24 protein-coding genes are annotated in these 24,356 nt (G+C 69.7%); 10 read left to right on the forward strand and 14 right to left on the reverse strand.

Features of this window, described 5'->3' with window-relative positions; all coding sequences use genetic code 11:
- Positions 1-20 precede the first annotated feature (20 nt).
- Complete coding sequence (locus ACFVVM_RS29395; protein WP_387624922.1) at positions 21-1,007, forward strand: adenylate/guanylate cyclase domain-containing protein; 987 nt, start codon at positions 21-23, stop codon at positions 1,005-1,007.
- Positions 1,008-1,012: 5 nt separating this feature from the next.
- Here the strand turns inward: ACFVVM_RS29395 and ACFVVM_RS29400 are convergent, their stop codons facing one another.
- A complete protein-coding gene (locus ACFVVM_RS29400; protein WP_387624925.1) occupies positions 1,013-1,507 on the reverse strand; it encodes a DUF4333 domain-containing protein in 495 nt (164 codons plus the stop codon).
- A 151-nt stretch (positions 1,508-1,658) separates the two neighbouring features.
- Between ACFVVM_RS29400 and ACFVVM_RS29405 the strand changes: the two genes are divergently transcribed.
- On the forward strand, positions 1,659-2,429 hold the full coding sequence (locus ACFVVM_RS29405; RefSeq protein ID WP_387624927.1) for an RluA family pseudouridine synthase: 771 nt from the start codon (positions 1,659-1,661) through the stop codon (positions 2,427-2,429).
- A gap of 220 nt (positions 2,430-2,649) precedes the next feature.
- Here the strand turns inward: ACFVVM_RS29405 and ACFVVM_RS29410 are convergent, their stop codons facing one another.
- Entirely contained in the window at positions 2,650-3,243 is a 594-nt protein-coding gene (locus ACFVVM_RS29410) for a TIGR03086 family metal-binding protein (RefSeq protein WP_387624930.1), read from the reverse strand.
- An 88-nt stretch (positions 3,244-3,331) separates the two neighbouring features.
- Here ACFVVM_RS29410 and ACFVVM_RS29415 point away from each other — a divergent pair, with 88 nt between their 5' ends.
- The 5 genes from ACFVVM_RS29415 (at position 3,332) to ACFVVM_RS29435 (ending at position 8,492) form a co-directional block, all read left to right on the forward strand.
- A complete protein-coding gene (locus ACFVVM_RS29415; protein WP_387624932.1) occupies positions 3,332-3,775 on the forward strand; it encodes a MarR family winged helix-turn-helix transcriptional regulator in 444 nt (147 codons plus the stop codon).
- A 151-nt stretch (positions 3,776-3,926) separates the two neighbouring features.
- Complete coding sequence (locus ACFVVM_RS29420) at positions 3,927-4,706, forward strand: metallophosphoesterase (RefSeq protein WP_387624935.1); 780 nt, start codon at positions 3,927-3,929, stop codon at positions 4,704-4,706.
- 86 nt (positions 4,707-4,792) lie between these two features.
- Positions 4,793-6,910: an ABC transporter ATP-binding protein gene (locus ACFVVM_RS29425; RefSeq protein WP_387624938.1), complete on the forward strand. Its 2,118-nt coding sequence runs from the start codon at positions 4,793-4,795 to the stop codon at positions 6,908-6,910.
- Positions 6,907-7,644 carry a CbiQ family ECF transporter T component gene (locus ACFVVM_RS29430; protein ID WP_387624941.1) on the forward strand — a complete coding sequence of 246 codons (738 nt, stop codon included), beginning with the start codon at positions 6,907-6,909 and terminating at the stop codon, positions 7,642-7,644. The genes ACFVVM_RS29425 and ACFVVM_RS29430 overlap by 4 nt, the downstream gene beginning before the upstream one ends.
- A 206-nt stretch (positions 7,645-7,850) precedes the next feature.
- Positions 7,851-8,492, forward strand: a complete 642-nt coding sequence (locus ACFVVM_RS29435) for an ammonium transporter (RefSeq protein ID WP_387624944.1) — start codon at positions 7,851-7,853, stop codon at positions 8,490-8,492.
- A 53-nt stretch (positions 8,493-8,545) separates the two neighbouring features.
- Here the strand turns inward: ACFVVM_RS29435 and ACFVVM_RS29440 are convergent, their stop codons facing one another.
- The 5 genes from ACFVVM_RS29440 to ACFVVM_RS29460 form a co-directional block, all read right to left on the reverse strand.
- Entirely contained in the window at positions 8,546-8,725 is a 180-nt protein-coding gene (locus ACFVVM_RS29440; protein ID WP_387624947.1) for an antitoxin, read from the reverse strand.
- 73 nt (positions 8,726-8,798) lie between these two features.
- Positions 8,799-11,066: an ATP-dependent DNA ligase gene (locus ACFVVM_RS29445; RefSeq protein WP_387624950.1), complete on the reverse strand. Its 2,268-nt coding sequence runs from the start codon at positions 11,064-11,066 to the stop codon at positions 8,799-8,801.
- 50 nt (positions 11,067-11,116) lie between these two features.
- Entirely contained in the window at positions 11,117-11,389 is a 273-nt protein-coding gene (locus ACFVVM_RS29450; protein WP_387624952.1) for an antitoxin, read from the reverse strand.
- Positions 11,390-11,449: 60 nt separating this feature from the next.
- Positions 11,450-12,586, reverse strand: a complete 1,137-nt coding sequence (locus tag ACFVVM_RS29455; RefSeq protein ID WP_387624955.1) for an MBL fold metallo-hydrolase — start codon at positions 12,584-12,586, stop codon at positions 11,450-11,452.
- Positions 12,583-13,311, reverse strand: coding sequence for an enoyl-CoA hydratase (locus ACFVVM_RS29460; protein ID WP_387624958.1), 729 nt, complete (start codon positions 13,309-13,311; stop codon positions 12,583-12,585). Before ACFVVM_RS29460 ends, ACFVVM_RS29455 begins: the two co-directional genes overlap by 4 nt.
- Positions 13,312-13,402: 91 nt before the next feature.
- On the opposite strand from ACFVVM_RS29460, the gene ACFVVM_RS29465 reads away from it, so the two are divergent.
- Positions 13,403-14,521 (forward strand): NAD(P)-binding domain-containing protein, encoded by a 1,119-nt coding sequence (locus ACFVVM_RS29465; protein ID WP_387624961.1) that lies wholly within the window; start codon positions 13,403-13,405, stop codon positions 14,519-14,521.
- Here the strand turns inward: ACFVVM_RS29465 and ACFVVM_RS29470 are convergent.
- The 3 genes from ACFVVM_RS29470 to ACFVVM_RS29480 all read right to left on the reverse strand — a co-directional run bounded on the left by ACFVVM_RS29470 (position 14,502) and on the right by ACFVVM_RS29480 (position 18,096).
- Positions 14,502-15,356, reverse strand: a complete 855-nt coding sequence (locus ACFVVM_RS29470; protein WP_387624964.1) for an aldo/keto reductase — start codon at positions 15,354-15,356, stop codon at positions 14,502-14,504. The genes ACFVVM_RS29465 and ACFVVM_RS29470 overlap by 20 nt on opposite strands.
- A 93-nt stretch (positions 15,357-15,449) precedes the next feature.
- On the reverse strand, positions 15,450-16,970 hold the full coding sequence (locus ACFVVM_RS29475) for a carboxyl transferase domain-containing protein (RefSeq protein WP_387625063.1): 1,521 nt from the start codon (positions 16,968-16,970) through the stop codon (positions 15,450-15,452).
- A 31-nt stretch (positions 16,971-17,001) separates the two neighbouring features.
- Entirely contained in the window at positions 17,002-18,096 is a 1,095-nt protein-coding gene (locus ACFVVM_RS29480) for an MBL fold metallo-hydrolase (RefSeq protein WP_387624967.1), read from the reverse strand.
- A gap of 98 nt (positions 18,097-18,194) precedes the next feature.
- Here ACFVVM_RS29480 and ACFVVM_RS29485 point away from each other — a divergent pair, with 98 nt between their 5' ends.
- A complete protein-coding gene (locus ACFVVM_RS29485) occupies positions 18,195-18,470 on the forward strand; it encodes a helix-turn-helix transcriptional regulator (protein WP_302875554.1) in 276 nt (91 codons plus the stop codon).
- A complete protein-coding gene (locus tag ACFVVM_RS29490; RefSeq protein ID WP_387624970.1) occupies positions 18,467-19,006 on the forward strand; it encodes a hypothetical protein in 540 nt (179 codons plus the stop codon). Before ACFVVM_RS29485 ends, ACFVVM_RS29490 begins: the two co-directional genes overlap by 4 nt.
- Before the next feature lie 53 nt (positions 19,007-19,059).
- On the opposite strand, the gene ACFVVM_RS29495 is transcribed toward ACFVVM_RS29490, so the two are convergent.
- From ACFVVM_RS29495 to ACFVVM_RS29510, 4 genes are read right to left on the reverse strand one after another with little or no spacing between them, the layout of a single operon-like run.
- Positions 19,060-19,662, reverse strand: coding sequence for an ATP/GTP-binding protein (locus ACFVVM_RS29495; protein WP_019044951.1), 603 nt, complete (start codon positions 19,660-19,662; stop codon positions 19,060-19,062).
- A complete protein-coding gene (locus ACFVVM_RS29500; RefSeq protein ID WP_019044950.1) occupies positions 19,643-20,017 on the reverse strand; it encodes a DUF742 domain-containing protein in 375 nt (124 codons plus the stop codon). The genes ACFVVM_RS29495 and ACFVVM_RS29500 overlap by 20 nt, the downstream gene beginning before the upstream one ends.
- 7 nt (positions 20,018-20,024) lie before the next feature.
- Positions 20,025-20,438 carry a roadblock/LC7 domain-containing protein gene (locus tag ACFVVM_RS29505; protein ID WP_011207200.1) on the reverse strand — a complete coding sequence of 138 codons (414 nt, stop codon included), beginning with the start codon at positions 20,436-20,438 and terminating at the stop codon, positions 20,025-20,027.
- The gene (locus ACFVVM_RS29510) at positions 20,435-24,283 is read right to left on the reverse strand and encodes an ATP-binding protein (RefSeq protein ID WP_387624974.1); all 3,849 of its coding nucleotides are present in this window, start codon (positions 24,281-24,283) and stop codon (positions 20,435-20,437) included. Before ACFVVM_RS29510 ends, ACFVVM_RS29505 begins: the two co-directional genes overlap by 4 nt.
- Between the last annotated feature and the right edge of the window lie 73 nt (positions 24,284-24,356).

Here is a 24,356-nt window from a genome sequence, read left to right on the forward strand (position 1 = left end):
GCGCGTCGTAGAGTCTCGGTATGTCGGACGCCGAAATGACCGAGTTGGTGCAGCGCAGCGTCGAGGAGGCGCTCCTCGGTGGGCCGCGCCGCTATACGAGGACGCAGGTCGCCGAGCAGTCGGGCGTGGCGGAGGCCGAGTCGCGGCGGCTGTGGACGGCGCTGGGGTTTCCGGCCAACACCGACGAGGAAGTCGACTACACCCAGCTCGACATCACCTCCGTCAGCAACTTCCGCAGCATGAAAGTCGTTGCCGCCGCTGATATCCGGCAGCAGGCGGCGGCCGCGCGGACCATCGGTCAGGGGATGGCGCGGCTGGCCGAATGGCAGGCCGATCTGGTGCTGGCCGAGATCAAGGCGCGGGCCGCCGCGGCCGATCCGGCGATACCGCTCGCGGAGCGGGTCCGGGTGGCCACCGAGTCGACCATGGCGAGCATCGAGCAGTTGCAGTCGTATGTGTGGCGGCGGCATCTGGCGGCGGCGGTCGCGCGGTCCAACGATGTGGCCGGGGACGGGTCCACGCGGACACTGGCGGTCGGATTCGCCGACATGGTCGGCTTCACCCGGCTCACCCGGCACCTGCATCCCGACGAATTGTCCACGCTGCTGGAGGCTTTCGAGTCGACCACCACCTCGGCCATCACCGACAACGGCGGCTGGGTGATCAAGAACGTGGGCGACGAGGTGATGTTCGCCGCCGAGACCGCGGCCGACGCCGCCCGCATCTCCCTGTCCATCCAGGAGTCGACCATGCTGGTCGGCGGCACACCGGAACTACGCGTCGCCTTCGCCTACGGCGAGGTCCTGCAACGCCTCGGCGACCTCTACGGCTCGGTCGTCAACATCGCCGCCCGCCTCACCGGCGTCGCCCGCCCCGGCAACATCCTCATCGACGACGCCGCCGCCGAAGCCCTGGAAGACCACCCCGAATTCGCCATCCGCCACCTCCGCAGCGTCCGCGTCCGCGGCTTCAACCGCCTCCGCCCCCACCGCCTCCGCCACGCCTGACGCCGCTATTCGATCAGCTTCCAGTTGCTCGAGCCGCCGGGCCCCGCGGTCATCTCGACGATCGCCGAACCGCCGCTGTCGTCGAGGGCCGTGCAGGTGAAGGTGTCGCCTATCGCGACGATTTCGAGGCCCTGCCCGCAGTCGACCGTCACCGGGAAGCCGGCCTTGTCGGACACGTCGGTGGTGAGCAGGCGCGCGGTGTCTTCGAGGTCGAAGGCCAGGTCGATGCTCTCGAACCGCACCTTGTCCTCATCGTCCTCGACCGTCACCTCGACGCGCACGACCTTGCCGTCGACCGTGGCGTTGCACAGGAACGTCTCGCCGGCCTTCGGCTTCTTGTCGGGGCGTGGGCACTCGACCGAGTCGACCTTGCGCGAGATCGACTCGTAGGACTTGTCGAGCTCGGTGGCGATCTCCTTCTCGAGCGCCCCGTAATCCGGCCCGCCGATCGAGAACGAGGCGCTGCACCCGAACAGGGCCAGCGACAGCGGAACGGACATGGCACCGACCAGAACCCGCGATCGGATTCGTTGTGCCGCAAGCGAAGAGAACACCCGCACACGATATCCCCGCGCCACCTGCCGAGACAGGGAAACAGATCAACCATGCACCGGGCATTGCGGCGTTTCGGATGCTGCCTAGGGTGTCCGGGTGGACTTGGACTGGCAGAGGGTGCGGGAGGAATACACCGTGTTCGTCGATGACGCGGTGGTGGCGTTGAACAAGCCTGCCGGGATCTCGGTGACCGGGGAGCGGCACGATACGGATCTGGTCGAGGTGGCGCAGGCGGCGGGGACGCAGGTGTATCCGGTGCATCGGATCGACAAGGTGACCTCAGGGTTGGTGCTGCTGGCGACCGATCTGGCCGCGCACGGGCAGTTGACCAGGCAGTTCAACAAGCAGACCGCGCGTAAGGCGTATCTGGCGGTCGTGGCGGGGGCGGATCTGCCCGATCGGGGTGAACTGGATCTGCCGTTGAGTGTGGGGCGGAAGAATCGGGTGCGGATCGCGGCGCCGCGTGAGGCGATCCGGCGCGAGGGTGAGCGCTGGTTCGTCGATGACGCCGATCTGCTGCCCGCGAAGAACTATCCCTCGCTGACCAGGTTCAGCACCGTCGCCCGTCGCGACGACCACGCGCTGCTCGCGCTCGAGCCGGTCACCGGCCGCCGCCACCAGATCCGGGTGCAACTCGCCTGGATCGGCCACCCGATCCTCGGCGACCCCCTCTTCGACCGCACCGCCACCCTCCCCCGCACCCACCTGCACTCCTGGAAACTGCGCCTCGACGCCGACTGGCTCACCCCACCCGTCCTCGACCTCGAAGCCACTCCGGACCCGTCCTTCTGGACACCACTCACCGACGACGCGGACGAGTGCGTCGAACTTCTCCACACCGCCACACAACAGCTCGGCAGCTTCTAGGCCCGAACCATCCACACCCCTCCCCAGGGCATCGTCCCGCCCGTGGCGAGCCGCACTCGCACAACCCGTCCCGCGCCCCTGACGGCAACGCCAGGTGTTGGACAGTTGATCACCACGCTCTCAGGTAAGCATCGGCCGAGAAGCGAACGCCACCAGAGCGTGGTGATCAACGGTCCAGGTCGGGCGCGACCGCTTCGGCATGAGCGCGGGGCCGGGTCGGTCAGGCGGGGGTCCAGCTCGGGGAGCGGCCGAGGAGGCGCAGGATGCGGTCCAGGGGTGCGGATTCGGCGGGGGTGTCGATGGCGGGGGCGAAGGCGGCGTCGGGGGTGAGGCGGGTTGCGCCCGTGGGGACCGCTTCGGCTATGGACAGGGCGGTGGGGGCCAGGTCCGGGTCGAGGTCGATGGTGTTGCCGAGGGCGCGGGCGACGTCCCAGGCGTGGACGACGCTGTCGATGAGGTGGAACGAGACCGCGAGCGGGGCGGGGAAGCGGCCGGGTGGGATCTCGGGGAGGGGCAGGGTTCGGGTGAGCGCGTCGGGGGCGGCGAAGGCGGCGACGACCTCGTCGGCCGAGCGGAGGTAGTCGCCGACCGGGTCGATGGTGCGGCGCGTTTCCCAGACCGCCGGGTCGTTCTCGCCACGCGCGGCGGCGGCGAAACCCCGGTTCTGGGTGCTCATGTGCGTGAGCAGGGCACGCAGATCCCAACCCGCGCAAGGCGTTTCGAGATCCAGCGGCAAACCTTCGGCCGCGTGCACCGCGTCGGCACTCAGCCGCACCGCGCGCTCGTGCCGCGCCAGCAGTACTCGATTGTCCATAATCGTAAGCATATGCAGATCATATTCATCTGCTTATCATCTGCCAAGGTGTACGAGCGCCACCATCTCGGCGCAGTAGATTTCGGGCATGCCGAAACCCACCCGCCCCGACCTCGCGGCCATGCTCGTGCCGCTCGGCCGCGCGCTGGCCGAGGCCGAGCGGCCCGTCCTCGACCGGCACGGACTCACCATGTGGGGCTATGTCGTCCTGCTCGGGCTCGGCGAACAGCCGGTGCACACCCAGGCCGCGCTGGCCAAGGCGATCGGGGCGGACAAGACGCGGATCATCCCCGTTCTCGACGATCTGCAGCGCCGCGGACTGCTCGAGCGCGAACCCGATCCGGCCGACCGCCGGGTCAACCTGGTCCGGCTCACGGCGGCGGGGGCGCGGCTGCGCGACAGTGCCCGACGCGACATCCAGGAGCAGGAACGACGCCTGTTCGCCGACCTGCCCGCCGCCGACCGCGACACCTTCCTGCGGGTACTACAACAGCTCGCCGAGCGCGCCGGATCGGCGAGATTTCCGGCGTGAGAGGTGACACAGACCACCGGACGGGTTTCGGTCCGTGGTACGCCTCATGAAGACGGATAAGCCCAGGTCATCTAGCCTTGAGAGGTGCCGATGAGCGATACCGGCGCACTCTGACGCAACGGAGCGATCCCAGAGAAGAAAGCGACTGCCGATGATCCTGGCGGCTCAGCTCAGCGACACCCACTTCGACCTCACCGCGCGCAATGTCGAACGCGTGGAGGCGGTGATGGCCTATCTGGCCGACCTGCCGCGCCGTCCCGACGTCATCCTGGTGACCGGTGACATCACCGATTCCGGCAAGCCCGAACAGTACGCCGAAGCGCGCTTGGCGCTGCGGGCCGACATCCCCGTCCACGTGCTCCCCGGCAATCACGACGACCGCGCCGCCCTGCGCACCGAGCTGCTCGGCGAACCCGCCTCGAGCGCCCCCGTGAACAGCGCCCATCGCATCGGCCCGCTCACCGTGCTCATGCTCGATTCCAGCATTCCCGGCGAACCCAGCGGCCTGCTCGACGAGGACACCTACGCCTGGCTGCGCCGCGCCCTCGCCGAAGCCCCGCCCGACGGCCCCATCCTGCTGGCCCTGCACCACCCGCCCAAGCCCCTGTACAGCCCCGTCGTCGATGTCATCGCCCTCGCCGACCCCGGCCGCCTCGCCGCCATCGTGGCCGGCGACTCCCGCATCATCGGCGTCCTCACCGGCCACGCCCACTCCCCCATCGCCACCACCTTCGCGGGCAAACCCATGATCACCGCCCCCAGCACCGCCTCCGTCCTCGGCGGCGAATGGGAGGTCACCCCACCCCACCGCGTCATGGACTACGCCCCCGACCCGGCGATAGCCCTCCACGTCATCGACGACGACTACACCCTCACCACCCACTTCCGCACAGTGGCCATGGGCGGCTGGCTGTCGGAGCCCCCGGCCTGAGTGCGCGCGAACCCGCCGCAACTTCCACACACAACCCCCACGCCCGCTCTCACGCTCCGCACATACCCCCCTGGCAGACTGGACACGTGAGAGACAAGCCCGTGGAGCTTCCCCGCGGACCCCTGCGCCCGATCGAACTGGCCACCGGCGCCGTGATGGGCGGCCTCACCGTCGGCCTGATCACCGTCGGCTCGCTGGTCCCCATGGCCGCCGCCCTGCAGCTGGTGGCCGCGGTTCCGCTGGGTTTGCTGGCCCACCGGTATCGCCTGCGCGCCCTGCTCACGGCGACGATCGCGGCCGGGCTGGTCACCTTCGTCGCCGCGGGCATGATGCCCGCGCTGGGCGTCTTCGGTGCCGCCACCGTCGCGGGCATCATCGGCACCGTGAAGCGGCGCGGCGGTGGCCTGGCCACCGTTGTCGCGGCGGCGCTCGTGGCCGGTGCGGCGTGGGCTCTGTTCTCGGTCGGCATGCTGCTGGTGTTCAGCCGCACCAGGGAGCTGTTCTTCACCGCGATCCGCAATACCGCGGAGGGCATCGAGAACCTGGCCGCCCGCCAGTCCCAGCTGGAACCGCTCGGGCGGATGGCCTCGGAAGCCACCGATGTGGTGCTGCAGTGGTGGTGGCTGTACGTGGGCGGATCGGTGGCGCTCGGGGTGCTGGTGAGCGCTGTCGTGGCCTGGTTCGTCCTCGGTTCGGTCCTGGACCGGCTGGCCTGGCTGCCCGGCAGCGACCGCCTCGACGCGCCCGACGACGACCGCCCGATCGCCCCGCTGCCCGTGCGTCTGCAGGGCGTCAGTTACTACTACCCTGGTGCCGACGCCATGGCGCTGGCCGATATCGATCTGACCATCCGATCGGGTGAGTTCGTCGCCGTCGTCGGCCACAACGGCTCCGGAAAATCCACGCTGACCAGGGTGTTGGCCGGTCGACCGCCGACCTTCGGCACGGTGGATCGCCCCGGCTCGGCGGGCCTGGGCAAGCTCGGCGGCACCGCGCTGGTGCTGCAGCGACCCGAGAGTCAGACCCTCGGCGTCTCGGTCGCCGACGACGTGGTGTGGGGCCTGCCGTCGGAACTGGCCGCCGAGGTCGACGTCGACGGCCTGCTCGCCGAGGTCGGCCTGGACGGCATGGGTGAACGCGAGACCGCCACCCTCTCCGGCGGACAGCAACAGCGCCTCGCCGTCGCCGCCGCCCTGGCGCGTCGCCCGGCCCTGCTCATCGCCGACGAGGCCACCTCGATGATCGACCCCGACGGCCGCCGCGACCTCGTCGCGCTGCTGGCCGAACTGCCGCGCCGCCACGGCACCGCGGTCGTCCTGGTGACCCACCACGAGGCCGATGCCACCGCCGCCGACCGGGTGATCCACCTGGCCAACGGCCGCATGGTCGACCACCTGGCCAGCTGGCCGACACCCGCCCGCGATCAGCGCCGCAGCCCGATGGGTTCGACCATCCTCGAACTGGCCGACGTGCGCCACACCTACAACCGCGGCACCCCGTGGGAGGCGCCCGCGCTGCACGGCGTGGACCTGACGGTGCGCCAGGGCGAGGCGCTGCTGATCGTCGGCGGCAACGGCTCGGGCAAGTCGACGCTGGCCTGGATCATCGCCGGGCTGATCGCGCCGAGCTCGGGCCGCTGCGAACTGCGCGGCCGCCCGGTCGACAAGCAGATCGGGCGCGTCGCGCTGGCCTTCCAGCATTCCCGCCTGCAGTTGCAGAAGCAGACCGTCGGCACCGAGATCGGCGACTGGGGCGGCCGGGCCACCGGCTCCGGCGCGGTCGGCCGGGCGCTGGACGCGGTGGGGCTGGATCGACGCCTCGCCGCCCGCTCGGTCGAGGAGCTCAGCGGCGGGCAGGCCAAGCGGGTGGTGCTGGCGGCGATGGTGGCCAGTCATCCGCAGGTGGTCGTGCTGGACGAGCCGCTGGCCGGACTCGACCCGCAGGGCCGGGCCGAGATCGTGGAACTGCTTGCCCGCCTGCGCGATTCCGGGCTCACCCTGATCGTCATCTCACACGATGTCACCGATGTGGCCGCGGTCTGCGACCGGACCGTGCACCTGGATGCCGGCGTCGTCGTCGAAACCGCCGGTGCGCGAAGGCCGGTCGAGACCGATGCCACCGCGATGCTGCCCGCGCGGCCGGAAGCCGTGTGGCGCCTGGACAATTCACCGCGCAACGAGCCGGGGAACGGAGTCGTCCGATGAGCACTGTGCTCCTGCGTGAGGTCCAGGTCGACAGCGTCGTGCACCGCCTGTGGGCGGGGACGAAGATGATCGCGGCCTTCCTGCTCAGCCTGCTGCTGATGTTCCTGCCGTCGTGGCCGGTGCTCGGGGTGATCATCGTGTTCCTCGCGGTGATCTTCGTTCTCGCCCGGTTGCCGATCGGCGCGCTGCCCCGGCTGCCGTGGTGGTTCTGGGGCATCGTCGTCCTCGGCGGGCTGATCAACCTGCCCGTCGGCGGACGGGCGGTGCTGGCGTACGCGCAGGTGTTCGTGTTCGGCATGGTGCTGGTCGGCGCCTCGCTCCTGATCGCGTTCACCACGCCGATGGGCGAGGTGGCGCCCGCGCTGGCCAAGCTGGGCGCGCCGCTGCGCAAGCTGCGGTTGCCGGTGGACGAGTGGGCGGTGGTCGTCGCGCTGACCCTGCGCGGGCTCCCGCTGCTGCTCGACGAGATCCGGGTGCTGCGCGCGGCCCGCAAACTGCGCCCCAAGGAGAACTGGCTGCACCGGGCCACCGACAATCCGCTCATCGACATCCTCACCGCGTGCATGGCGGTGTCCACCCGGCGCGCGGGCGAGCTGGGTGAGGCGATCACCGCGCGGGGCGGCACCGGCATGCTGACCGCGCATCCCAGCGCTCCGACCAGGCGCGATGCGGTCGCGCTCGTGATCGTCGTCGCGGTGTGCGCGGGCGCGATCGGGTTGAGCGCGGCGCTGTAGCGCGGCACGGCTCGGCGCCACAATTATCAAGGAAAAATTCCAGGTTTAAAACTCGAATTCACTGATCGGCAACCCTGCAGCGAGCTATGGTCGAGTCGACAATTCGAGCTGGACCGCTTCACGCGCCGCCATAGCTTCTCGGGGGAGCCACGATCACGGCGCATTCGTTTGGGCATTCACCTGATGAGCCAGATGGGAACGTTCACATGATCATCCGCAAGTTCGCCGCAGCGGCGATTCCGGTGCTCGCGGCAGCACTGGTCGGTACCGGTGTGGCACATGCCGACCCGGCGACACCCGACGTCGGCTACCGCACCGACGTCGTCGGCAACACCCTCGTAACCACTCTCACCGACGGTGTCTTCACCGCCACCGGGGGCGCGGTCGACATCCGTGACAAATCGGGCGCGACCCTGATGTCGTTGCCGCTCTCGGTCCGCGACGGCAGCTTCGAATACCCGCTGCCGCACAAGATCAGCGCGGACGGAACGGTGCTCGAGCTGACCGCGGTGAAGGATGTCGCGGCCGCCAAACCGAACCTGACGCCGGTCGCCTCACCCGCGGAAAACTATGCGGCACAGTCGAATTTCGCGTCCACCTTCGGCCTGGCCACCGCGATCGGCAGTTTCGTCGGCATGGGTCTCGGCGCGGTCATCGGCCTGATCGTCGGCGGCGTCGTGATCCCCGGCGTCGGCGCCATCCCCGGCTTCATCACCGGCGCCACGGTCGGCGGCATCATCGGCACCCTCATCGTCGGCGGCCCCACCCTGATCATCGCCGGCATCGACCTGATCAACACCTGGAACGCCCCGCCGGGCACCACCCAGTGGGCCCAGCAGGCCAACTAGCAGCTATCCGGCGAGTACACGGCGGGCCGATGGCGGTCGGCCCGCCGTGGAATTCAGGACTTCTCGCGCAGAGCGTTCTTGGCGGCGGCCTGCGCGGCGTCGACCTGACCGGCGAACTTGTTGCCGGTCTTGGCGTCGACCACGTCACCGGCCTTGTCGATGACGCCGTCGACCTTGTCGGCGTTCTTGGCGGCCAGGTCCATCGCCTTGCCCGCCAGGTTCTTGAAATCCACCGTGCACTCCTCGCTGATTCGAACCGGGTACAACGCGATCACCCTAGCAACGGCACAGCTTTCGTGGCGAGCGTCAGTCCGGCGTACTGGTCAGCCCATCCCAGACGGGATGCCACAGCCGTCCGGTGTCGGTCCAGGCCTGGAAGCGCACGGTGCCGGTGAGCGACGGCGTCGCCCATTCGGCGTCCTGGCACTCCTCGGTGGTCATCTCGTTGGCGAACGGGGATGTCTTGCGCTGCAGGCGATGCAGGTGCGCCGCTATCCGACGCTGCTGTTCCGCCCCGAAACCGGTTCCGACCCGCCCCACATAGACGAGCCCGTTCTCGTGCGGAATCCCCAGCAGCAGCGACTTGAACGGCCGTGCGGCGCTGCGCCGCCAGCCGCCGACCACCACTTCCCGCGAGCGCCAGTTGCGCTGTTTGAGCCAGGTCTGACTGCGCTTGCCCGGCTGATACACCGAGTCGACCCGCTTGGCGACGACCCCCTCCTGCCCCTGCTCACGGCTGAGTTCCATCGCCTCGGCACCCGAACCAGCCAGCAGCCCAGCGACATTCATCGAGGGCGCGAGCCTGCCGAGCGCTTCGAGCACCGCGCGCCGGTCGGTGTACTTCTTGCGCAGCAACGAGGTGCCGTCGAGATGGAGCACATCGAAGGCGACGAAGATCGCGCGCGCCGAATCCGCTTGCAGGGCAGCCAGATCCGAAATCCCCTTGTCGTCGAGCACCACGGCCTCACCGTCGAGAACCACCCTGTGCCCGGCCAATTCGGTACCGAGGGCGGCCAGTCGCGGGTATCGCGCGGTGACCGTATTGCCCGCTCGGCTGCGAACGACGACCGCACCGTCGTCGATCTCGACGATGACCCGGAATCCGTCCCACTTGGTCTCGAAGGCCCACTCCCCCGCCGCCAGCGAATCGACCTCGCCCGCGGTGGCCAGCATGGGCGACAGCCTGCGCGGCAACCCGGCGGAACCGTTGTCCGACACGATTTCTCGCCGATTCTGGTCGCGCATGTAGTGCATGAGCCACTGGTCACCCTTGGTCTGAATGAAGGCGTAGCGCCCCTGCAGCCGCTGCCCGTCGAGCTCGACGATCACCTCGTCCGCACGCCATTTCTCGGTGACGTAGGTGCCCGAATCCCAGATCGTCATCTCCCCCGCGCCGTACTCCCCCTTCGGAATGGTGCCGTGGAAGTGCAGGTATTCGAGCGGGTGGTCCTCGGTGCGCACGGCGAGCCGATTGTGTTTCGGCTCGGTCGGCGGGCCCTTCGGCACCGCCCACGAGGCCAGCACCCCCTCGTGTTCCAGGCGCACGTCCCAGTGCAGGCGGCGCGCGTGATGCTCCTGCACGACGAACCGGTCACCGGGCCCCGGCTCGGGAGCGTCGGCGGGCACCGGTTCGGGAGTACGCCGCGGATCGCGCATGCTGCGGTACTTGGTCAGCGAATCGGGATGGCGCGGCAAGGGCGGGTCCAGGTCGGCGAGCAGGTCACCGTCGGCCTTCCAGCGGGCGAGCACCTCGTCGAAACGTAACTGGCGCAGGGACTTCGCGTCCTCGATCTCGGACCACTCGCGCGGTGCCGCCGCATTGGGTTCGGTGCGACCACGCAGCGAGTAGGGGGCGATGGTGGTCTTGGCGGCGTTGTTCTGGCTCCAGTCCAGGAACACCTTCCCGGTGCGCGCCGATTTCGCCATCGTCGCCGTCACCAGATCCGGGTGCAGCTGTTCGAGATTGGTGGCCACCTGCTTGGCGACGGTGGAGGCGCCGCGCGAACTCACCGGCCGGTCCAGCGGCACGTAGAGGTGAATTCCCTTGCTGCCGCTGGTCACCGGGAACGCGCGCATCCCGATCTCGGCGACCATGTCGCGCACGGCCAGCGCGACCCGCGCGCATTCGGCCAGCCCGGCGCCCGGCCCAGGGTCGAGATCGAACACGATCCTGGTCGCCGGCCCACGCTCGGTGCCGTCGAAACGCCATTGCGGCACATGGGCTTCCAGCGCCGCCTGCTGTCCGAGCCAGGCCAGGCCCGCTTCGGAGTCGAGCACCGGGTACACCACCCGGCGGCTGGAATGCTCGATCGCGACGCGGTGGATCCACGCGGGCGCGTGCTCGGGGAGGTTCTTCTCGAAGAAGTCGGGATCGTCGACCCCGTTCGGCCACCGCTTCCTGGTGACCGGGCGCCCCGCGAGATGGGGCAGCATCGCCTCGGTGATCGCCGAATAGTAGGCGATCACCTCACCTTTGGTCGTTCCGGTGGCCGGATACAGCACCTTGTCGAGGTTGCTGAGCTCAACCTCGATGTCCGGTTCACCCGGTGCGCCCCGGAACTCCCGGCGGACCATCGACGCGGTTCAGTGGCGGGGACCGATCAGCTCGGTCCCCGCGCACCGAATCAGGCCTTCGGTCCCGGATCGGTCGGTGCGGGACCGGGGTCGGTCGGGGTGGTGCCGCCGGTCGCGGGGCCGGGATCGGTGCCGGGCTGCGGCGGGACGACCTTCTTGGCCGCCTCCTTGCCCTTCTCGATCTTGTCGCTGTACTTGCCGCCGGTCTTCTCATCGATGAAGGACCCGGCCTTGTCGACCGCGTCGTTGATCTTGTCCGCGTTCTGCTCGACCGTGTCCTTGCCCTTACCGAGCAGGCCCTTCAAGGTGTCCACGAGACTCATCTGCCGATGTTCCTTTCCCAGTCTGGCGCGATTGCCCGTCGCTGCACGAAGCCGAAAGGTTCACTCCACATCTTCCCACCACGAAACCCGTGGCGGGAGGTCATTCGGAACCACCCGTTCGCCCGGCTTGGGCACCACGATGGGAGTACCCGCCTCGGCGGCGGCCGACACCAGCCTGCGGACCGGCTCGGACCATTCGTGGAAGGCCAGATTGAACGTCGCCCAGTGGATCGGCACGAGCAGTCCGTGGCTCGCGTCGCCGAGGCACAGGTCGGCGTGCGCGCGCACCGCCTCCTCGGGGTTCATGTGCACGTCGGTCCAGCGCTCGTCGTAGGCGCCGATCGGCAGCAGTGTGAGATCGAACGGTCCGAGCACCGCACCGGCCTGGGCGAAGGCCTTGGTGTAGCCGGTGTCGCCGCCGAAATAGACCCGCTTGGTCGGACCGGCCAGCGCCCACGACGCCCACAGCGTGGTGTTGCGGACCAGGCCGCGGCCGGAGAAGTGCCTGGCCTCGGCGCAGGTGATGGTGAGGCCGCGATCGCTGGGATCGTGGCCGAGCGAGACCGAACCGCCCCAGTCCAGCTCGATGATCCGGTACTCGGGCACGCCCCACTGGCGCAGATGCGCGCCGATGCCCGTCGGCACCACGAACGGCGCGTGCTGGGCGCGGACGAGCTCGTCCACGGTGGCTTTGTCGAGGTGGTCGTAGTGGTCGTGGGAGATGATCACCGCGTCGACGGTCGGCAATTCCGCGAGCGCGCCGGGGACCGGGTGCAGCCGGGCCGGGCCGATCAGTGGCGACGGGGAGACCCGTTCGCTCCACACCGGGTCGGCCAGCACGCGGTAGCCGTCGAGTTCGATGAGCGCGCTCGCGTGCCCGTACCAGGTCACCGCCAGCGGCGCGGCCTGCTCGGGCAGCTCGGGGGTGACCAGCGGAACCGGGCGCGCGGGGCGCCCGACCCGGCCCTTGGTGAGTCCCGACCACAGCAGCGACGGCGCCGCGCCCGCGGCGAGCATGCTGGCGGGCTCGGTGTTGTGGAAGCGGCCGTCCCGGTAAGAGGACTTACCCAGCGCGGTCGGTTCGATCGCGGACGGTCCGGCGCCGAGCGCGGTGGGCAGCCCCCAGACCGCGCGGGCGACCCAGGCGAGACCGACGGTGCTCGCCACCGACCCGGCCAAACGCGTGAGGCGGGTCACCGGCCGAGGAATTTCGCCGGGCGCTTCTCCTGCCGCGCCTTCCGACCTTCTTTGGCGTCATCGCTGGCCCAGGCGGCCTCGAGCGCGGCGCGCTGCTGGGCGCTGGCCGGATCACGGGTGCCGTCGTCGTTGAGCACCAGCTTCATCGCCTGCAGCGACAGTGGCGCCAGCGCGGCGATCGACTTGGCCCAGTCCTGGGCATCGGCGACCGTGCCGAGCTTGTTGGCGAAGCCGTAGGCGTAGGCGTCGGCGGCCGAGACCGGCTCCGCGCCGAGCAGGATGGTGCGCGCCGGGCCGCCGCCGATCAGCGAGACCAGCCTGCGCACCGTCCAGCGGTCGACCGAGATGCCCAGCTTGGCGGCCGGAACCGCGATGTAGGCGTCGGGTTCGATCACCCGCAGGTCCGAGGCCAGCGCCAGCTGCACACCCGCGCCGAGCGCGCCGCCGTTGATCGCCGAGATCACCGGCACCGGAACGGATTCGATCGTGTGCAGCATGTCGAGCAGGCCGGTGAGGAAGTCCTCGGAGTACACGCCGGACAGGTCGGCGCCCGCGCTGAAGATCGGGCCGCGCCCGGTCAGCACGATGGCGCGCGCACCCTGGGCCACCGCGTCGAGCGCGGCGGTGCGCAACTGGTCGACCAGATCAGCGTTGAGCGCGTTACGCCGTTCCTCGCGCTGCAATTCGATGGTGATCACGTCACCGTCGCGGGTCACGCCGAGCATGCATCCTCCCCAGAAGTACCGGACAACGTGGATGTCTTAACTCTGCCACAGCCAGCCGTCGGCGCCCGGTAAGGCGATAGCATCGGCGGCTGTGGCGACCGACTTCGACATCGTGGTGATCGGCGCGGGTCAGGCCGGGCTCTCCGCCGGTTATCACCTGCGCAGGCTCGGGTTGGCGCCCGAACGCGATTTCCTCATCGTCGACCACGCGCCGGGACCGGGCGGGGCCTGGCAGTTCCGCTGGCCCTCGCTGACGCTGACCACGGTGAACCGGGTGCACGATCTGCCCGGGATGTCGTTCGCCGAGACGCTGGCGCCCGGCTCGGAATCCGCCCCGGCGGCCACCGCGGTGCCGCACTACTACGAACTCTATGAAAAGCGCTTCGACCTGCGGGTTCAGCGGCAGGTCTCGGTGAACGTGGTGTGCGATCGAACCGCCGACGGCCAGAGCTGCGCGGGGCGGGGCGAGGTGCTGCACGTGGAGACCGAGGGCGCGGGCACCCTGCGGACGCGGGGGCTGATCAACGGCACCGGTACCTGGGAGCACCCGTTCATGCCGCGTTATCCGGGCGCGGACACCTTCGCCGGCCGCCAGCTGCACACCCGCGACTACCGCACGGCCGCGGAGTTCGCGGGCAAACACGTCGTCATCGTCGGCGGGGGCATCTCGGCGGTGCAGTTGCTCGACGAGATCTCCCAGGTGACGTCCACCACATGGGTCACCCGATCCGAGCCGGTGTTCCGGTCCGAGCCCTTCGCGCAAGAGGACGGGCGCGCCGCGGTCGCCATGGTCGAGGACCGGGTGCGGCGCGGATTGCCGCCGGGTTCGGTCGTCTCGGTGACCGGCCTGCGGCTCGACGAGCGCCTGCGCGCCGCCCGCGACCGGGGTGTGCTGCGCAGGCAGCCCATGTTCGAACGCATCGAGCCCGCTGGCGTGCGCTGGGCGGACGGCAGTTTCCAACCCGCCGACGTGATCCTCTGGGCCACCGGTTTCCGCAGCTCACTGGATCATCTGGCGCCACTGCGGCTGCGCGGACCCGGCGGCGGCATCACCATGACCGGGCGACTCGCGACGCAGGTGGCGGTCGATCCGCGCATCCATCTGATCGGGTACGGGCCATCGGCGAGCACGATCGGCGCCAATCGGGCGGGCCGGGCGGCGGCCGCCGAACTGACCGGCTACCTGGGGATCAGTCCAGACCGGCGCTGAGGGTGGCCGGGTCGGGGCCGACCCGGTTGCCGTTGTCGAGGCGGTTGATCGCCTCCATGGCCTGCGCGTCGAGCTCGAAGGTGAACACGTCGAAGTTCTCGGCGATGCGCGAGGGCGTGACCGACTTGGGGATGACGATGTTGCCCAGCTGCAGGTGCCACCGGATGATCACCTGCGCGGGCGTGCGGTCCAGTTCCTTGGCGATGGTGACGATGGCCGGGTTGTCCAGCAGGGTGCCCTGGCCGAGCGGGCTCCACGCCTCGGTGGCGATGGCGTGGTTGGCGTCGTATTGGCGCAGGTCACGCTGGGCCAGGGTGGGATGCAGCTCGATCTGGTTCACGGCGGGGACCTCGCCCGCGTCGGCGATCAGGGTCTCCAGGTCGATGACGCGGAAGTTGGAGACGCCGATCGAGCCGATCCGGCCCTGCGCCTTGAGCGCCTGGAACGCGCGGAAGGTGTCGACGTAGCGGCCCGCCGACGGCACCGGCCAGTGGATCAGATACAGATCCAGATAGTCCAGGCCGAGACGCTCCAGGCTGGCGTCGAAGGCGCGCAGCGTGCTGTCGTAGCCCTGGTCGGCGTTCCATAGCTTGGTGGTCACGTAGATCTCGTCGCGGGGAATCCCCGACTCACGGATGGCGCGGCCTACGCCTTCCTCGTTTCCGTAGACCGCGGCCGTGTCGATACTGCGGTAGCCGACGCGCAGCGCCTCGGCGACCACTCCGGTGACCTCGTCCTCCGGTACTTGCCACACGCCGTAGCCGAGCTGCGGGATCACGTTCCCGTCGTTGAGCACGATGGTGGGAACTGGGCTGGCGGCGCTACGGAAGGTCACCCTTCCGACCGTAGAAGTGCTTGGGCGAAGCGTCAACGACGACACCTCGCGTGTTTCGCCGAGTCCTCGATTGGGTAGGAAACGGGGCGCTGGTCAGTAAACGGCCCCGGTGAGTCCGATCCGCCGGTAGCGTGCCTGTCGCAGGCCCCGCAGTTCCGCCACCGGGCGGCCGCGCAGTCCGGCCAGCTCCTCGGCGATGGCGAGCACCATCCGGCGGGCGAAGGCGACCGGTTCGTCGGCGGCGTCGGGATACTCCGCCACGATCCGGTCGACCACACCGTCGGCCAGCAGATCCGCCGACCGGATCCCCTGTGCCGCAGCGAGTTCGGGTGCGTGCTCGGTATCGCGGAAGACGATGGCGCTCGCGCCCTCCGGCGGCAGCGGGGCGAGCCAGCCGTGCCTGGCCGCCAGCACCCGGTCGGCGGGCAGCAGCGCGAGCGCGCCGCCCCCGGTGCCCTGACCGAGCAGGACCGAGACGGTGGGGGTGTCGAGGGTGACCAGATCGGCCAGGCAGCGGGCGATTTCGGGGGCGAGCCCGCGTTCCTCCGCCTCCTTGGACAGCGCGGCACCGACGGTGTCGATCACCAGCACCAGCGGCAGGCGCAGCTCCTCGGCCAGCGCCATCGCCCGGCGCGCCTCGCGCAGCGCGGCCGGACCCATGGTCTGCTCGTCCGCCCGGCCCGCGCGGTCGTGCCCGAAGACGACACAGGGCTGGCCGACGAAACGCGCGAACGCGAGCAGTGCGGTGCGATCGGACTCGCCCTGTCCGGTACCGCTGAGCGGAACCCGTTGGGTGGCATGGCGAAGCAGATCGCGGATACCGGGGCGGCCCGGCCTACGGGTGCAGAGCACCGATTCCCAGGCCATGGGCATCGAGTCAGCCGCGAGCAAGGTCGCGACGGGATTGCGCACGGGCTCAGCCCATCCCGGCTCCACATGGCGTGGGTCGACCGAGCCGCTGGACACACTCAATGCCCGGTGCGCGATCCGCCGGAACACCTCGACGGTCACCACGCCGTCGATCACGCCGTTGCGGTAGAGGTTCTCGGCGGTCTGCACGCCGGGCGGAAAAGGCTTGCCGTACAGGGCTTCGTACACACGGGGGCCGAGGAAGCCGATGAGCGCGCCGGGCGCGGCGAAGGTGATGTGGCCCAGCGAACCCCACGAGGCGAACACTCCGCCCATCGTCGGATCGCGCAGGTACACCAGGTAGGGATGACCGGCCGCCTTGTGCACCGCGACCGCACCCGCGATCTTCACCATTTGCACGAAAGCGACAGTGCCCTCCTGCATTCGGGTGCCGCCGGAGGTGGGTGAGGCGATCAGCGGCAGGCCGCGTTCGGTGGCCCGCTCCACGGCGGTGACGATCCGCTCGGCCGCGGCGACGCCGATAGAGCCTGCGAGAAAGGCGAATTCGCAGGCGATCACGGCGACCGGGCGGCCGCGCAGCAGCCCCTCGCCGGTCAGTACCGCCTCGTCGGTGCCCGCCCGGCGCGACGCGGCGACCAGATCCTGGCGGTAACGCGGCGAGACCGCGGGTTCGACCGGTGGGCGATCCCAGCTCACGAACGAGCCGGGATCGAGCAGTTGTCCGAGCAGCTCATCCGCCGACATGCGCACGCGGTGAGCCTAGCTCGACTGTGGTTCAGAGAGTGAACGTGAGCGAGTCCGGCCGGAGGTAGTCGCCCGGATCGGCGAGGAAACGCACACTCGGGCGACGATCGGCCGGAATGCGGTCCAATTCACCCTGCAACGCAACCTGATAGGTGTCGCCGCGCGCCGTGAGACCGGGCAGCCAGTTGTCGTGGTGACTGGGTACGAACACCTCGGGCCGGACCGCCTCGATGTACTGGCGGACATCGCGCAACCCGTTGAACGGCTGATTGAAGCCCTGGATCGCGCCGACGTGCACATCGCTGGCGGGCAGTCCGCGCAGAACGTCGTACACCTGCGGCCCGGCCTCGGCGAGTGGTCCGGCGGAGTCGTTCCAGGTGAGCGTGAAGCCACCGACCCGGAACTGATAGAGGAGGCTGCCGCCTTCCTCGTCGGACAGGCTCGACCCGAGCGCGACGAGATCGCACAGCTCGGGCGGATTCGCGATCGCGTCGCGCAGGTCGGGGACCGGGAAGAAGGGCGCCGAACCGGCCTCGCTGTGGTCCGGTGGTTTCGGTCCCGAGTGCACGTGCCGCACGGCCGTCACCTCGATCGGGCCGACCGAGTGGCGATAGGTCTCGCCGGGCGCCGAGTGCGCGTCGCCGAGTGCCACGGTGCGGAACGTCGGCGCATCGACCTGGCTCTCGATCTGGGCACAGTGCTCGGCCGTTCCGAAGACCACCGCGCCCGAGGCCTGCGCCAAGGCACCGGCGTCACCGGCGTGGTCGAAGTGCCCGTGCCCGATGAAGATCGCCTCCGGCCGCAGGTCACCGACCTGCGCCACGGTGGTCGGGACGTATCCGCTGTGCAGGCCCCGCGGCACCCACGCGTCGAGCAGGACGACGGTGCCGCCGAAGGACGCCGCGAAACTCGTGCAGCCGAACCAGGACAGGATCACCCGATCGCCGCGCACGGCGCCGGTGACCTGGTCGACATTGGCGGCGCCGAAGAAGCGGGTGCGCGCGGCGATCGTGCGCGCGCCGGGATCGGCGAGGGATCTGCCCGCCGTCGCGACGAGACCGGCGCCGATCGCGCCGCCGAGCAGGGTGCGCCGGGTGAACGAGCGTGGACCTGGGAACTCTGACACAGCTGCATCCTGGCAGTGATCGACACCGTCCACCTTCACAACAGCCACTTTATTGGACAACCTTGACATACTGTTGTGTTTTTACAACACTTTATTAGGTGAGCCCAGTGAGACGAGGGGAAACCCTCCCGATCTTCAACCGCATCGCGGTACTGCGCGCGGAACACCGGATGAGCCGGGCCGCGCTGGCCGAAGCGGTCAACGTCAATGTCCAGACCATCGGCGCGCTCGAGCGCGGCGATCACTACCCGAGCCTCGACCTGGCCCTGCGCATCTGCGATGTGTTCGAGCTGCCCGTCGAAGCCGTGTTCTCCCGCACCGAATTCGGCCCGCTCTCGGCCGAGCTGTACCCACGACCGAAAGGCACGTCATGACCAGCCCGACCGGACTTTTCGACCGCTACCAGAACTATCGCGTCCGGCGCTGGCTGGTCCAGGAGCAGCGCAGCGCGGGCATGCTGACGACCTGGCGGACCCGGCATCGGCGCCGCGTTCTCGTGGTCACCGTGGTGATCGCCCTGCTCGGCCTGACGGTGGCTGGCCTGCTCGCCGCACTGGATCTGGGCGTGGCGCCGATCGTCGTCGCCGTCGCGGTACTGCTGTTCCTGCCCAGCTGGACCATGCTGCGCATCGCCTGCGGCGGACAGGACAACGCGCCGGACCCGATGCTCGACGAATTCGAGATCGCCGAACGCAACAAGGCGCGCTCGGTGGGCCTGGCCCTCACCCAGTCGTTGACGCTGCCACCGCTGGGCTACCTGATTCTCGCCGGCACGTTCGCGCCGCAAGCCGACGCCTATCGCACCGCCTACGCGGGCGGGCTCTTGATGATGGCAGCACTGATGGCCGGTGGTTGCGCACCGGCGATGATCCTGGGGTGGACGCGACCGGACCCCGAACCGGAGTCCTGACCCGGAAACGAGTGCGGGGCTGCGGCCTTCATCGCGGCAGCCCCGGCTCGGTTTCAGTAGCCCTGCATCACCTTGCGTAGCGCGTACTCGGTGAGCGAGACCAGGGCCTGCTTGGCCGGTTCGCGGCGCCGGGCGTCGATCGACATGATCGGCACGTCGGCGGGAACCGCGAGGGCCTGGCGGATGTCCTCCAGCGGGTACTTCGGTGCGTCGTCGAACTCGTTGAGCGCCACCAGGAACGGCAGACCGCGCGCCTCGAAGTAGTCGACGGCGGCGAAACTGTCTTCCAGCCTGCGGGTGTCGACCAGCACCACGGCACCGATCGCGCCGCGGATCAGGTCGTCCCACATGAACCAGAACCGGTACTGGCCGGGCGTGCCGAACAGATACAGGACCAGGTCGTCGGCGAGGCTGATCCGGCCGAAGTCCATCGCCACCGTGGTGGTCGACTTCATCGGGATGCCGGTCAGGTTGTCGATTCCGGTACTGGCGTTGGTCACCAACGCCTCGGTGCGCAGCGGAACGATCTCCGACACCGCACCGACCAACGTGGTCTTACCGACACCGAAGCCACCGGCGACAACGATCTTCGCCGAAGTCGGCTTGCTCGTGCGGGTGTCGACCTGCGCCGTCGAATCAAATACGCCGGAGTCCACTGAGAACCCTTTCGATCAGCTCGCGACGTTCATCGTCGCTGGAATCGTCTTTCAAAGTCGCCGAGACCCGCACATGACCGGCCTCGATGAGGTCGGCCACGAGTACCCGCGCCACCCCGATCGGGATACCCAATTGAGCGGCTATCTCAGCAACGGACGGCGATTGCCTGCACAACTCCACGATGGACGTCTCGAGGTTGTTCAGTTCGAACTGCCGCTCCATGGCGACCGGATGCGATGCGACGAGTGCCTCCAGCGCCAACTCGACCGCCGGTCTGGTGCGACCGGCAGTCAGTGAGTACGGGCGGACGAGGCTGGGCTCGGCGCTCCCCATGCGGTGATCGTCTATGTCCATCCCACCATCAGGAACCCATCGTGACGCGTGGCGTGGCCTGCACGGTCTGACCCACACGCTCGACCAACAAGGCCATTTCGTATCCGACCTGACCGATGTCGCAGGAGGTGTTGGTCAGGACCGCGAGATACGAGCCGTCGCCGACTGCCATGAGCAGTAGGTATCCGTGCTCCATCTCGACGACGGACTGCAGTACCGTACCGCCTTCGAACAGATTCGACACGCCGACGGAAAGGCTCGCCAGTCCGGCGGTGACGGCGGAGAGCTGCTCCGCGCGGTCGACCGGTAGTTGTGCGCTCGCGGCCATCAGCAGGCCGTCAGCCGAGACCAGGACGGCATGGGCTACGCCAGGAACCTCGTTGGCGAAGTTCGAAACCAGCCAATCCAGCTGACGGTTCGTACCACCTAGATCGGGGTTCATCGGTCTCCTTTATCTCCGGTTAGGTTCATTGCCTTCATCGCTCGGCCATCCCGGACGCCTTGCTGGTGACGACTCAAGCTGGACCTGATCGTTTCGGGATCACGGTGCGCGGTGGTGTCGGCCTTACCGGTGACGCCACCGGGTACGAGCCTTCCGCCCGGGTTGCGCTGAGGCAAGCCCGCGGCGGTGCGCACCTCTGGCTTGGCCTCGCTGGCCGCGCGCGCGGCCTGCCATCCTTCATCACCGGGTGATTCGAAGGCGGCGGCCATCTGGGACCGGTCGGAATTCTCGTCCGTGAGCCACGCCGACATCATCTCCGCGAAGATCGGCGTGCCGCCCATGACGGAATCGCCTTCCGGTGCCGGCTGCAACCTGGTCTGGAAGAACGACGCAGCCTTGGCCGGATTCGACCGGTAGCTGTGCCGACCCGGATCGCGCCCTGCCGACGCAGCGCCCTCCGGCCCTGCAGGATCCCGATCCCGTTGGGGCAGAGCCACTCCGGGCTCAGCGTTCGCCTGCGGTACCACAGTAGCCCCGGGAGCACGCTGCGGCAGCCCATTCGGCCCAGCCGGGCCGGTGGGCGCTTCCCGCTGCGGCAGACCGGACGCGGGCGAACGCTGCGGTCCGCCGTTGTCGGCCGGATCACGCTGCGGCAGACCGTTGGCCGGGCGCCCGCCCGCGGGGTCACGCTGGGGCAGACCGTTCGGCCGGTCGCCGCGCTGCGGGAGACCGTTGGCCGGATCACGCTGTGGGAGACCACCGGTCGATTCACGCTGCGGGAGACCGTTGGCCGGGTCCCGCTGCGGTAGACCACCGGTCGGCTCACGCTGCGGCAGGCCGCTCGCCGGATCGCGTTGCGGCAGACCACCGGTCGACTCGCGCTGCGGCAGACCGGACGACGGATCACGCTGCGGGAGCCCGCCGGTCTGCTCACGCTGAGCACCGGGGTCACGCTGGGGCAGGCCGGTGGCCGGATCACGCTGGGGCAGACCACCGGTCTGGTCCCGGTGCGGCAGACGCGGTACCGGATCACGCTGGGGCAGCCCGTTGACCGGGGCCGCGCGCTGCGGCAGACCGGTCGACGGATCACGCTGCACCGGCTCGGAGTCACGCTGCGGCGTGGCGCCACCGCGCTGCGGCAGGCCGGTCGCCGGATCACGCTGGGGCAGACCACCGGTCGCGCTGGGGTCCCGCTGCGGCAGACCCGTCGCCGGATCACGCTGCGGGAGCCCGCCGGTCTGGTCACGCTGCGGCAGGCCACCGGTCGGCTCACGCTGGGGCAGGCCGCCCGTCTGGTCCCGCTGGGGCAACCGGTTCGACGGATCGCGCTGCGGCAGACCCGAGGACGGATCGCGCTGCGGGGCACCGTTGGCGCCCGGCGAACGCTGCGGCAGACCACCCGGGGTGCTCCCCCGCTGCGGCGGCGCGGCATCACGCGGCGGCTGCGGTGCGTCGGCACGCGACGGCGCGCCGTTGGCACCGGGCTGACGCACCGGCAGACCACCGGCCGAGGACTGCGCCGCGGCCGCGGGCTTCTGCTCGCCCGGCTGACCCGGCCCGCCCTGCGGTCCCGGCGCACCAGGCGCGCCCGGCGAACGCGGCGGTCCACCCGGCGTCACCGAACGCTTGGGCAGGCTCGCGGCGGCGAGCTTGCCGCGCTGCGGCACATTGCCCTGACCGGGCGTCGGCGGACGCAGGGTCGGCGAGGACTGCTCGGCCGCGTCCTGCTGCAGCCCCTGCGCCATCGAGTTGCCCGGCGAACGCTGCGGCAGCCCACCACCGGCACCGGCCGGGATCGGGCCGCTGACACCGGGGTCGACGGTGACCATCACGTTGCCACCCGGGGTGCGGGTGATCGCGCGGGTCTGCATGGTGCTCGGCTGCGGCTGGTTCTGCGGCTGCGGCTGGTTCTGCGGGTTCGGGCGCTGCTGCTGCGAGGGCTGCTGCGGCGGCACCATCGGCCCACCGGCGCCCGCGACGATCAGCCCGACCGGCACGTGCACGGTGACGGTGACGCCGGGATCGCGCGCGGTGTCGAAGGTCGGACGCAGCCGCACGGTGAGCCCGTGCCGCTCGGCCAGCCTGCCGACCACGAACAGACCCATGTGGCGGGCGGTGTCGGGACCGGGCTCGGCGGTCTGCTCGAGCCTGCGGTTGATGTCGGTCATCTCCGCGGGCGGCATACCGATACCGCGGTCGGCCACCTCGATCAGCAGACCCTGATCGTGGGCCTGGGCGAAGGTGAACTTGACGTCGGTCTCCGGCGGGGAGGCGCGCAGCGCGTTGTCGAGCAGCTCGGCGAACAGGTGCGCCAGGTCGGAGGCGGCCGGTTCGACCAGCGAACCGCGCGGGGTGGCGCCGAGCTTGACCCGCTCGTAGTCCTCGACCTCGGAGATCGCGGCGCGCAGCACGTCGGCGATCTCGACCGGCGCGGACTTGGTGCGCCGCTGCTTGGTACCGGCGAGGATGAGCAGGTTGTCACCGTTACGGCGCATGCGCGCCGCGAGGTGGTCGAGCCGGAAGAGGTTCTCGAGCAGGCGCGGGTCCTTCTCGTCGTACTCCATCGCCTCGATGAGGGTGAGCTGATGGTCGACGAGCGACTTGGAGCGCCGGGCCAGGGTCTCGAACATGTCGTTGACCTGGGAACGCATCTGCGCCTGGTCGCTGGCCAGGCGAAGCGCCTGGCCGTGGATGTCGTCGACGGCGCGGGCCAGCTGGCCGATCTCCTCGTCGGAGCGCACCGGCATCGGCTCGAGCGGCACGTCCTCGGGGGCGGCGCCGTTGCGGAGCTGGGCGACCTCGTGCGGCAGATCGGACTCGGCGACGCGCAGCGCGGCCAACCGCAGCCGGTGCAGCGGCACGATCATCGAGCGGGCGACGAACACCGCCAGCAGGAGCGCGGCGAGGATGGTCGCGATGACGACGCCGGTATAGGTCCAGGCGCCGGTCGCGGCCGAGGAGGTGAGATCGTTCATCGCGATCTCGATGTCCCGCGAGGCCTCGTCCACGAGGCCCTGGTAGCCGACGAGGCTGGTGTAGAGCGAGGTACGCATCTCGCCGACGGGTAGCTTGCCCGCCTGGACCTCGGGCCCGCTCATCAGGTTCTGGCGGATGTCGGCCTGGCTCTGCAGATCGGCGATCACCTGGTTGCCGTCGGGCAGGCGGTTGGCGAGCACGTCGAGCATGTGCCGCTCGGTGCTGACGCCGGTGAGGTAGTTCTGCTGACCGGTCGGCAGGCCGCGCAGGATCTCGGAGATCGCGGCCAGCTCGGAGACGAGGACCGAGCGGGTGTTGAGCGCGTCGACCAGGCGCAGCTTGGCGGTGTCCATCACCGGATCGCTCACCTGCGCGACGGTGGTCTCCACGATGGACACGCTGTCGCGGCGCATCTGGTCGACGGCGGCCAGCGCCGGTTCGGCCGAGGAGGTCAGCGCCTTGCCCTGCGCGCGCACGGACTTGGCCTGCGCGATCATCCGCTCGAGCGCGTCGTGCGCCTTCGGCAGCTCGGTGAGCCTGCCCAGCGAGCCCTCGGCCGCGCCGATCGCGCCGTCGAGATCGGTGAGGTCCTGGTCGGTGACCAGGGTGACCCCCGGTCCCGCGGGCACCATCTGGCTACCCGTCACCCTGGCCGAGACAGCGCTCAGCCCGGTGACCGATGGAATCGTGTCTACCTGCTCGTTGATGCTCGACAGCCGGTTGGCCTCCGAGAACTCAGCGGTAATTCTCGACACGCCGAGCCCGACCGCGACCGCGAGTGGCACGGCCAGCACGGCCGTAACCTTCCAACGCAGGTCCCAGTTGCCGAGCGCCCAGCGCTTGCTGCCGGACCTAGCGGCGTCACGCATCTCCCACTCACTTTCCAAACTGGCCTCGTCTACCAAGCGCCATCAGCGAACCTCCACACGCGCAATGCTGGCT

It is taken from the genome of Nocardia sp. NPDC058176, from assembly GCF_042883805.1.
GTDB lineage: Bacteria > Actinomycetota > Actinomycetes > Mycobacteriales > Mycobacteriaceae > Nocardia.

Coding starts and splice junctions, on each gene's coding strand:
- ACFVVM_RS29395 (WP_387624922.1), top strand. CDS start 21: ATGTCGGACGCCGAAATGACCGAGTTGGTGCAGCGCAGCGTCGAGGAG.
- ACFVVM_RS29400 (WP_387624925.1), bottom strand. CDS start 1,507: ATGTCCGTTCCGCTGTCGCTGGCCCTGTTCGGGTGCAGCGCCTCGTTC.
- ACFVVM_RS29410 (WP_387624930.1), bottom strand. CDS start 3,243: ATGGACAATCGAGTACTGCTGGCGCGGCACGAGCGCGCGGTGCGGCTG.
- ACFVVM_RS29415 (WP_387624932.1), top strand. CDS start 3,332: ATGCCGAAACCCACCCGCCCCGACCTCGCGGCCATGCTCGTGCCGCTC.
- ACFVVM_RS29420 (WP_387624935.1), top strand. CDS start 3,927: ATGATCCTGGCGGCTCAGCTCAGCGACACCCACTTCGACCTCACCGCG.
- ACFVVM_RS29430 (WP_387624941.1), top strand. CDS start 6,907: ATGAGCACTGTGCTCCTGCGTGAGGTCCAGGTCGACAGCGTCGTGCAC.
- ACFVVM_RS29435 (WP_387624944.1), top strand. CDS start 7,851: ATGATCATCCGCAAGTTCGCCGCAGCGGCGATTCCGGTGCTCGCGGCA.
- ACFVVM_RS29445 (WP_387624950.1), bottom strand. CDS start 11,066: ATGGTCCGCCGGGAGTTCCGGGGCGCACCGGGTGAACCGGACATCGAG.
- ACFVVM_RS29450 (WP_387624952.1), bottom strand. CDS start 11,389: ATGAGTCTCGTGGACACCTTGAAGGGCCTGCTCGGTAAGGGCAAGGAC.
- ACFVVM_RS29460 (WP_387624958.1), bottom strand. CDS start 13,311: ATGCTCGGCGTGACCCGCGACGGTGACGTGATCACCATCGAATTGCAG.
- ACFVVM_RS29475 (WP_387625063.1), bottom strand. CDS start 16,970: ATGTCGGCGGATGAGCTGCTCGGACAACTGCTCGATCCCGGCTCGTTC.
- ACFVVM_RS29490 (WP_387624970.1), top strand. CDS start 18,467: ATGACCAGCCCGACCGGACTTTTCGACCGCTACCAGAACTATCGCGTC.
- ACFVVM_RS29500 (WP_019044950.1), bottom strand. CDS start 20,017: ATGGACATAGACGATCACCGCATGGGGAGCGCCGAGCCCAGCCTCGTC.
- ACFVVM_RS29505 (WP_011207200.1), bottom strand. CDS start 20,438: ATGAACCCCGATCTAGGTGGTACGAACCGTCAGCTGGATTGGCTGGTT.
- ACFVVM_RS29510 (WP_387624974.1), bottom strand. CDS start 24,283: ATGCGTGACGCCGCTAGGTCCGGCAGCAAGCGCTGGGCGCTCGGCAAC.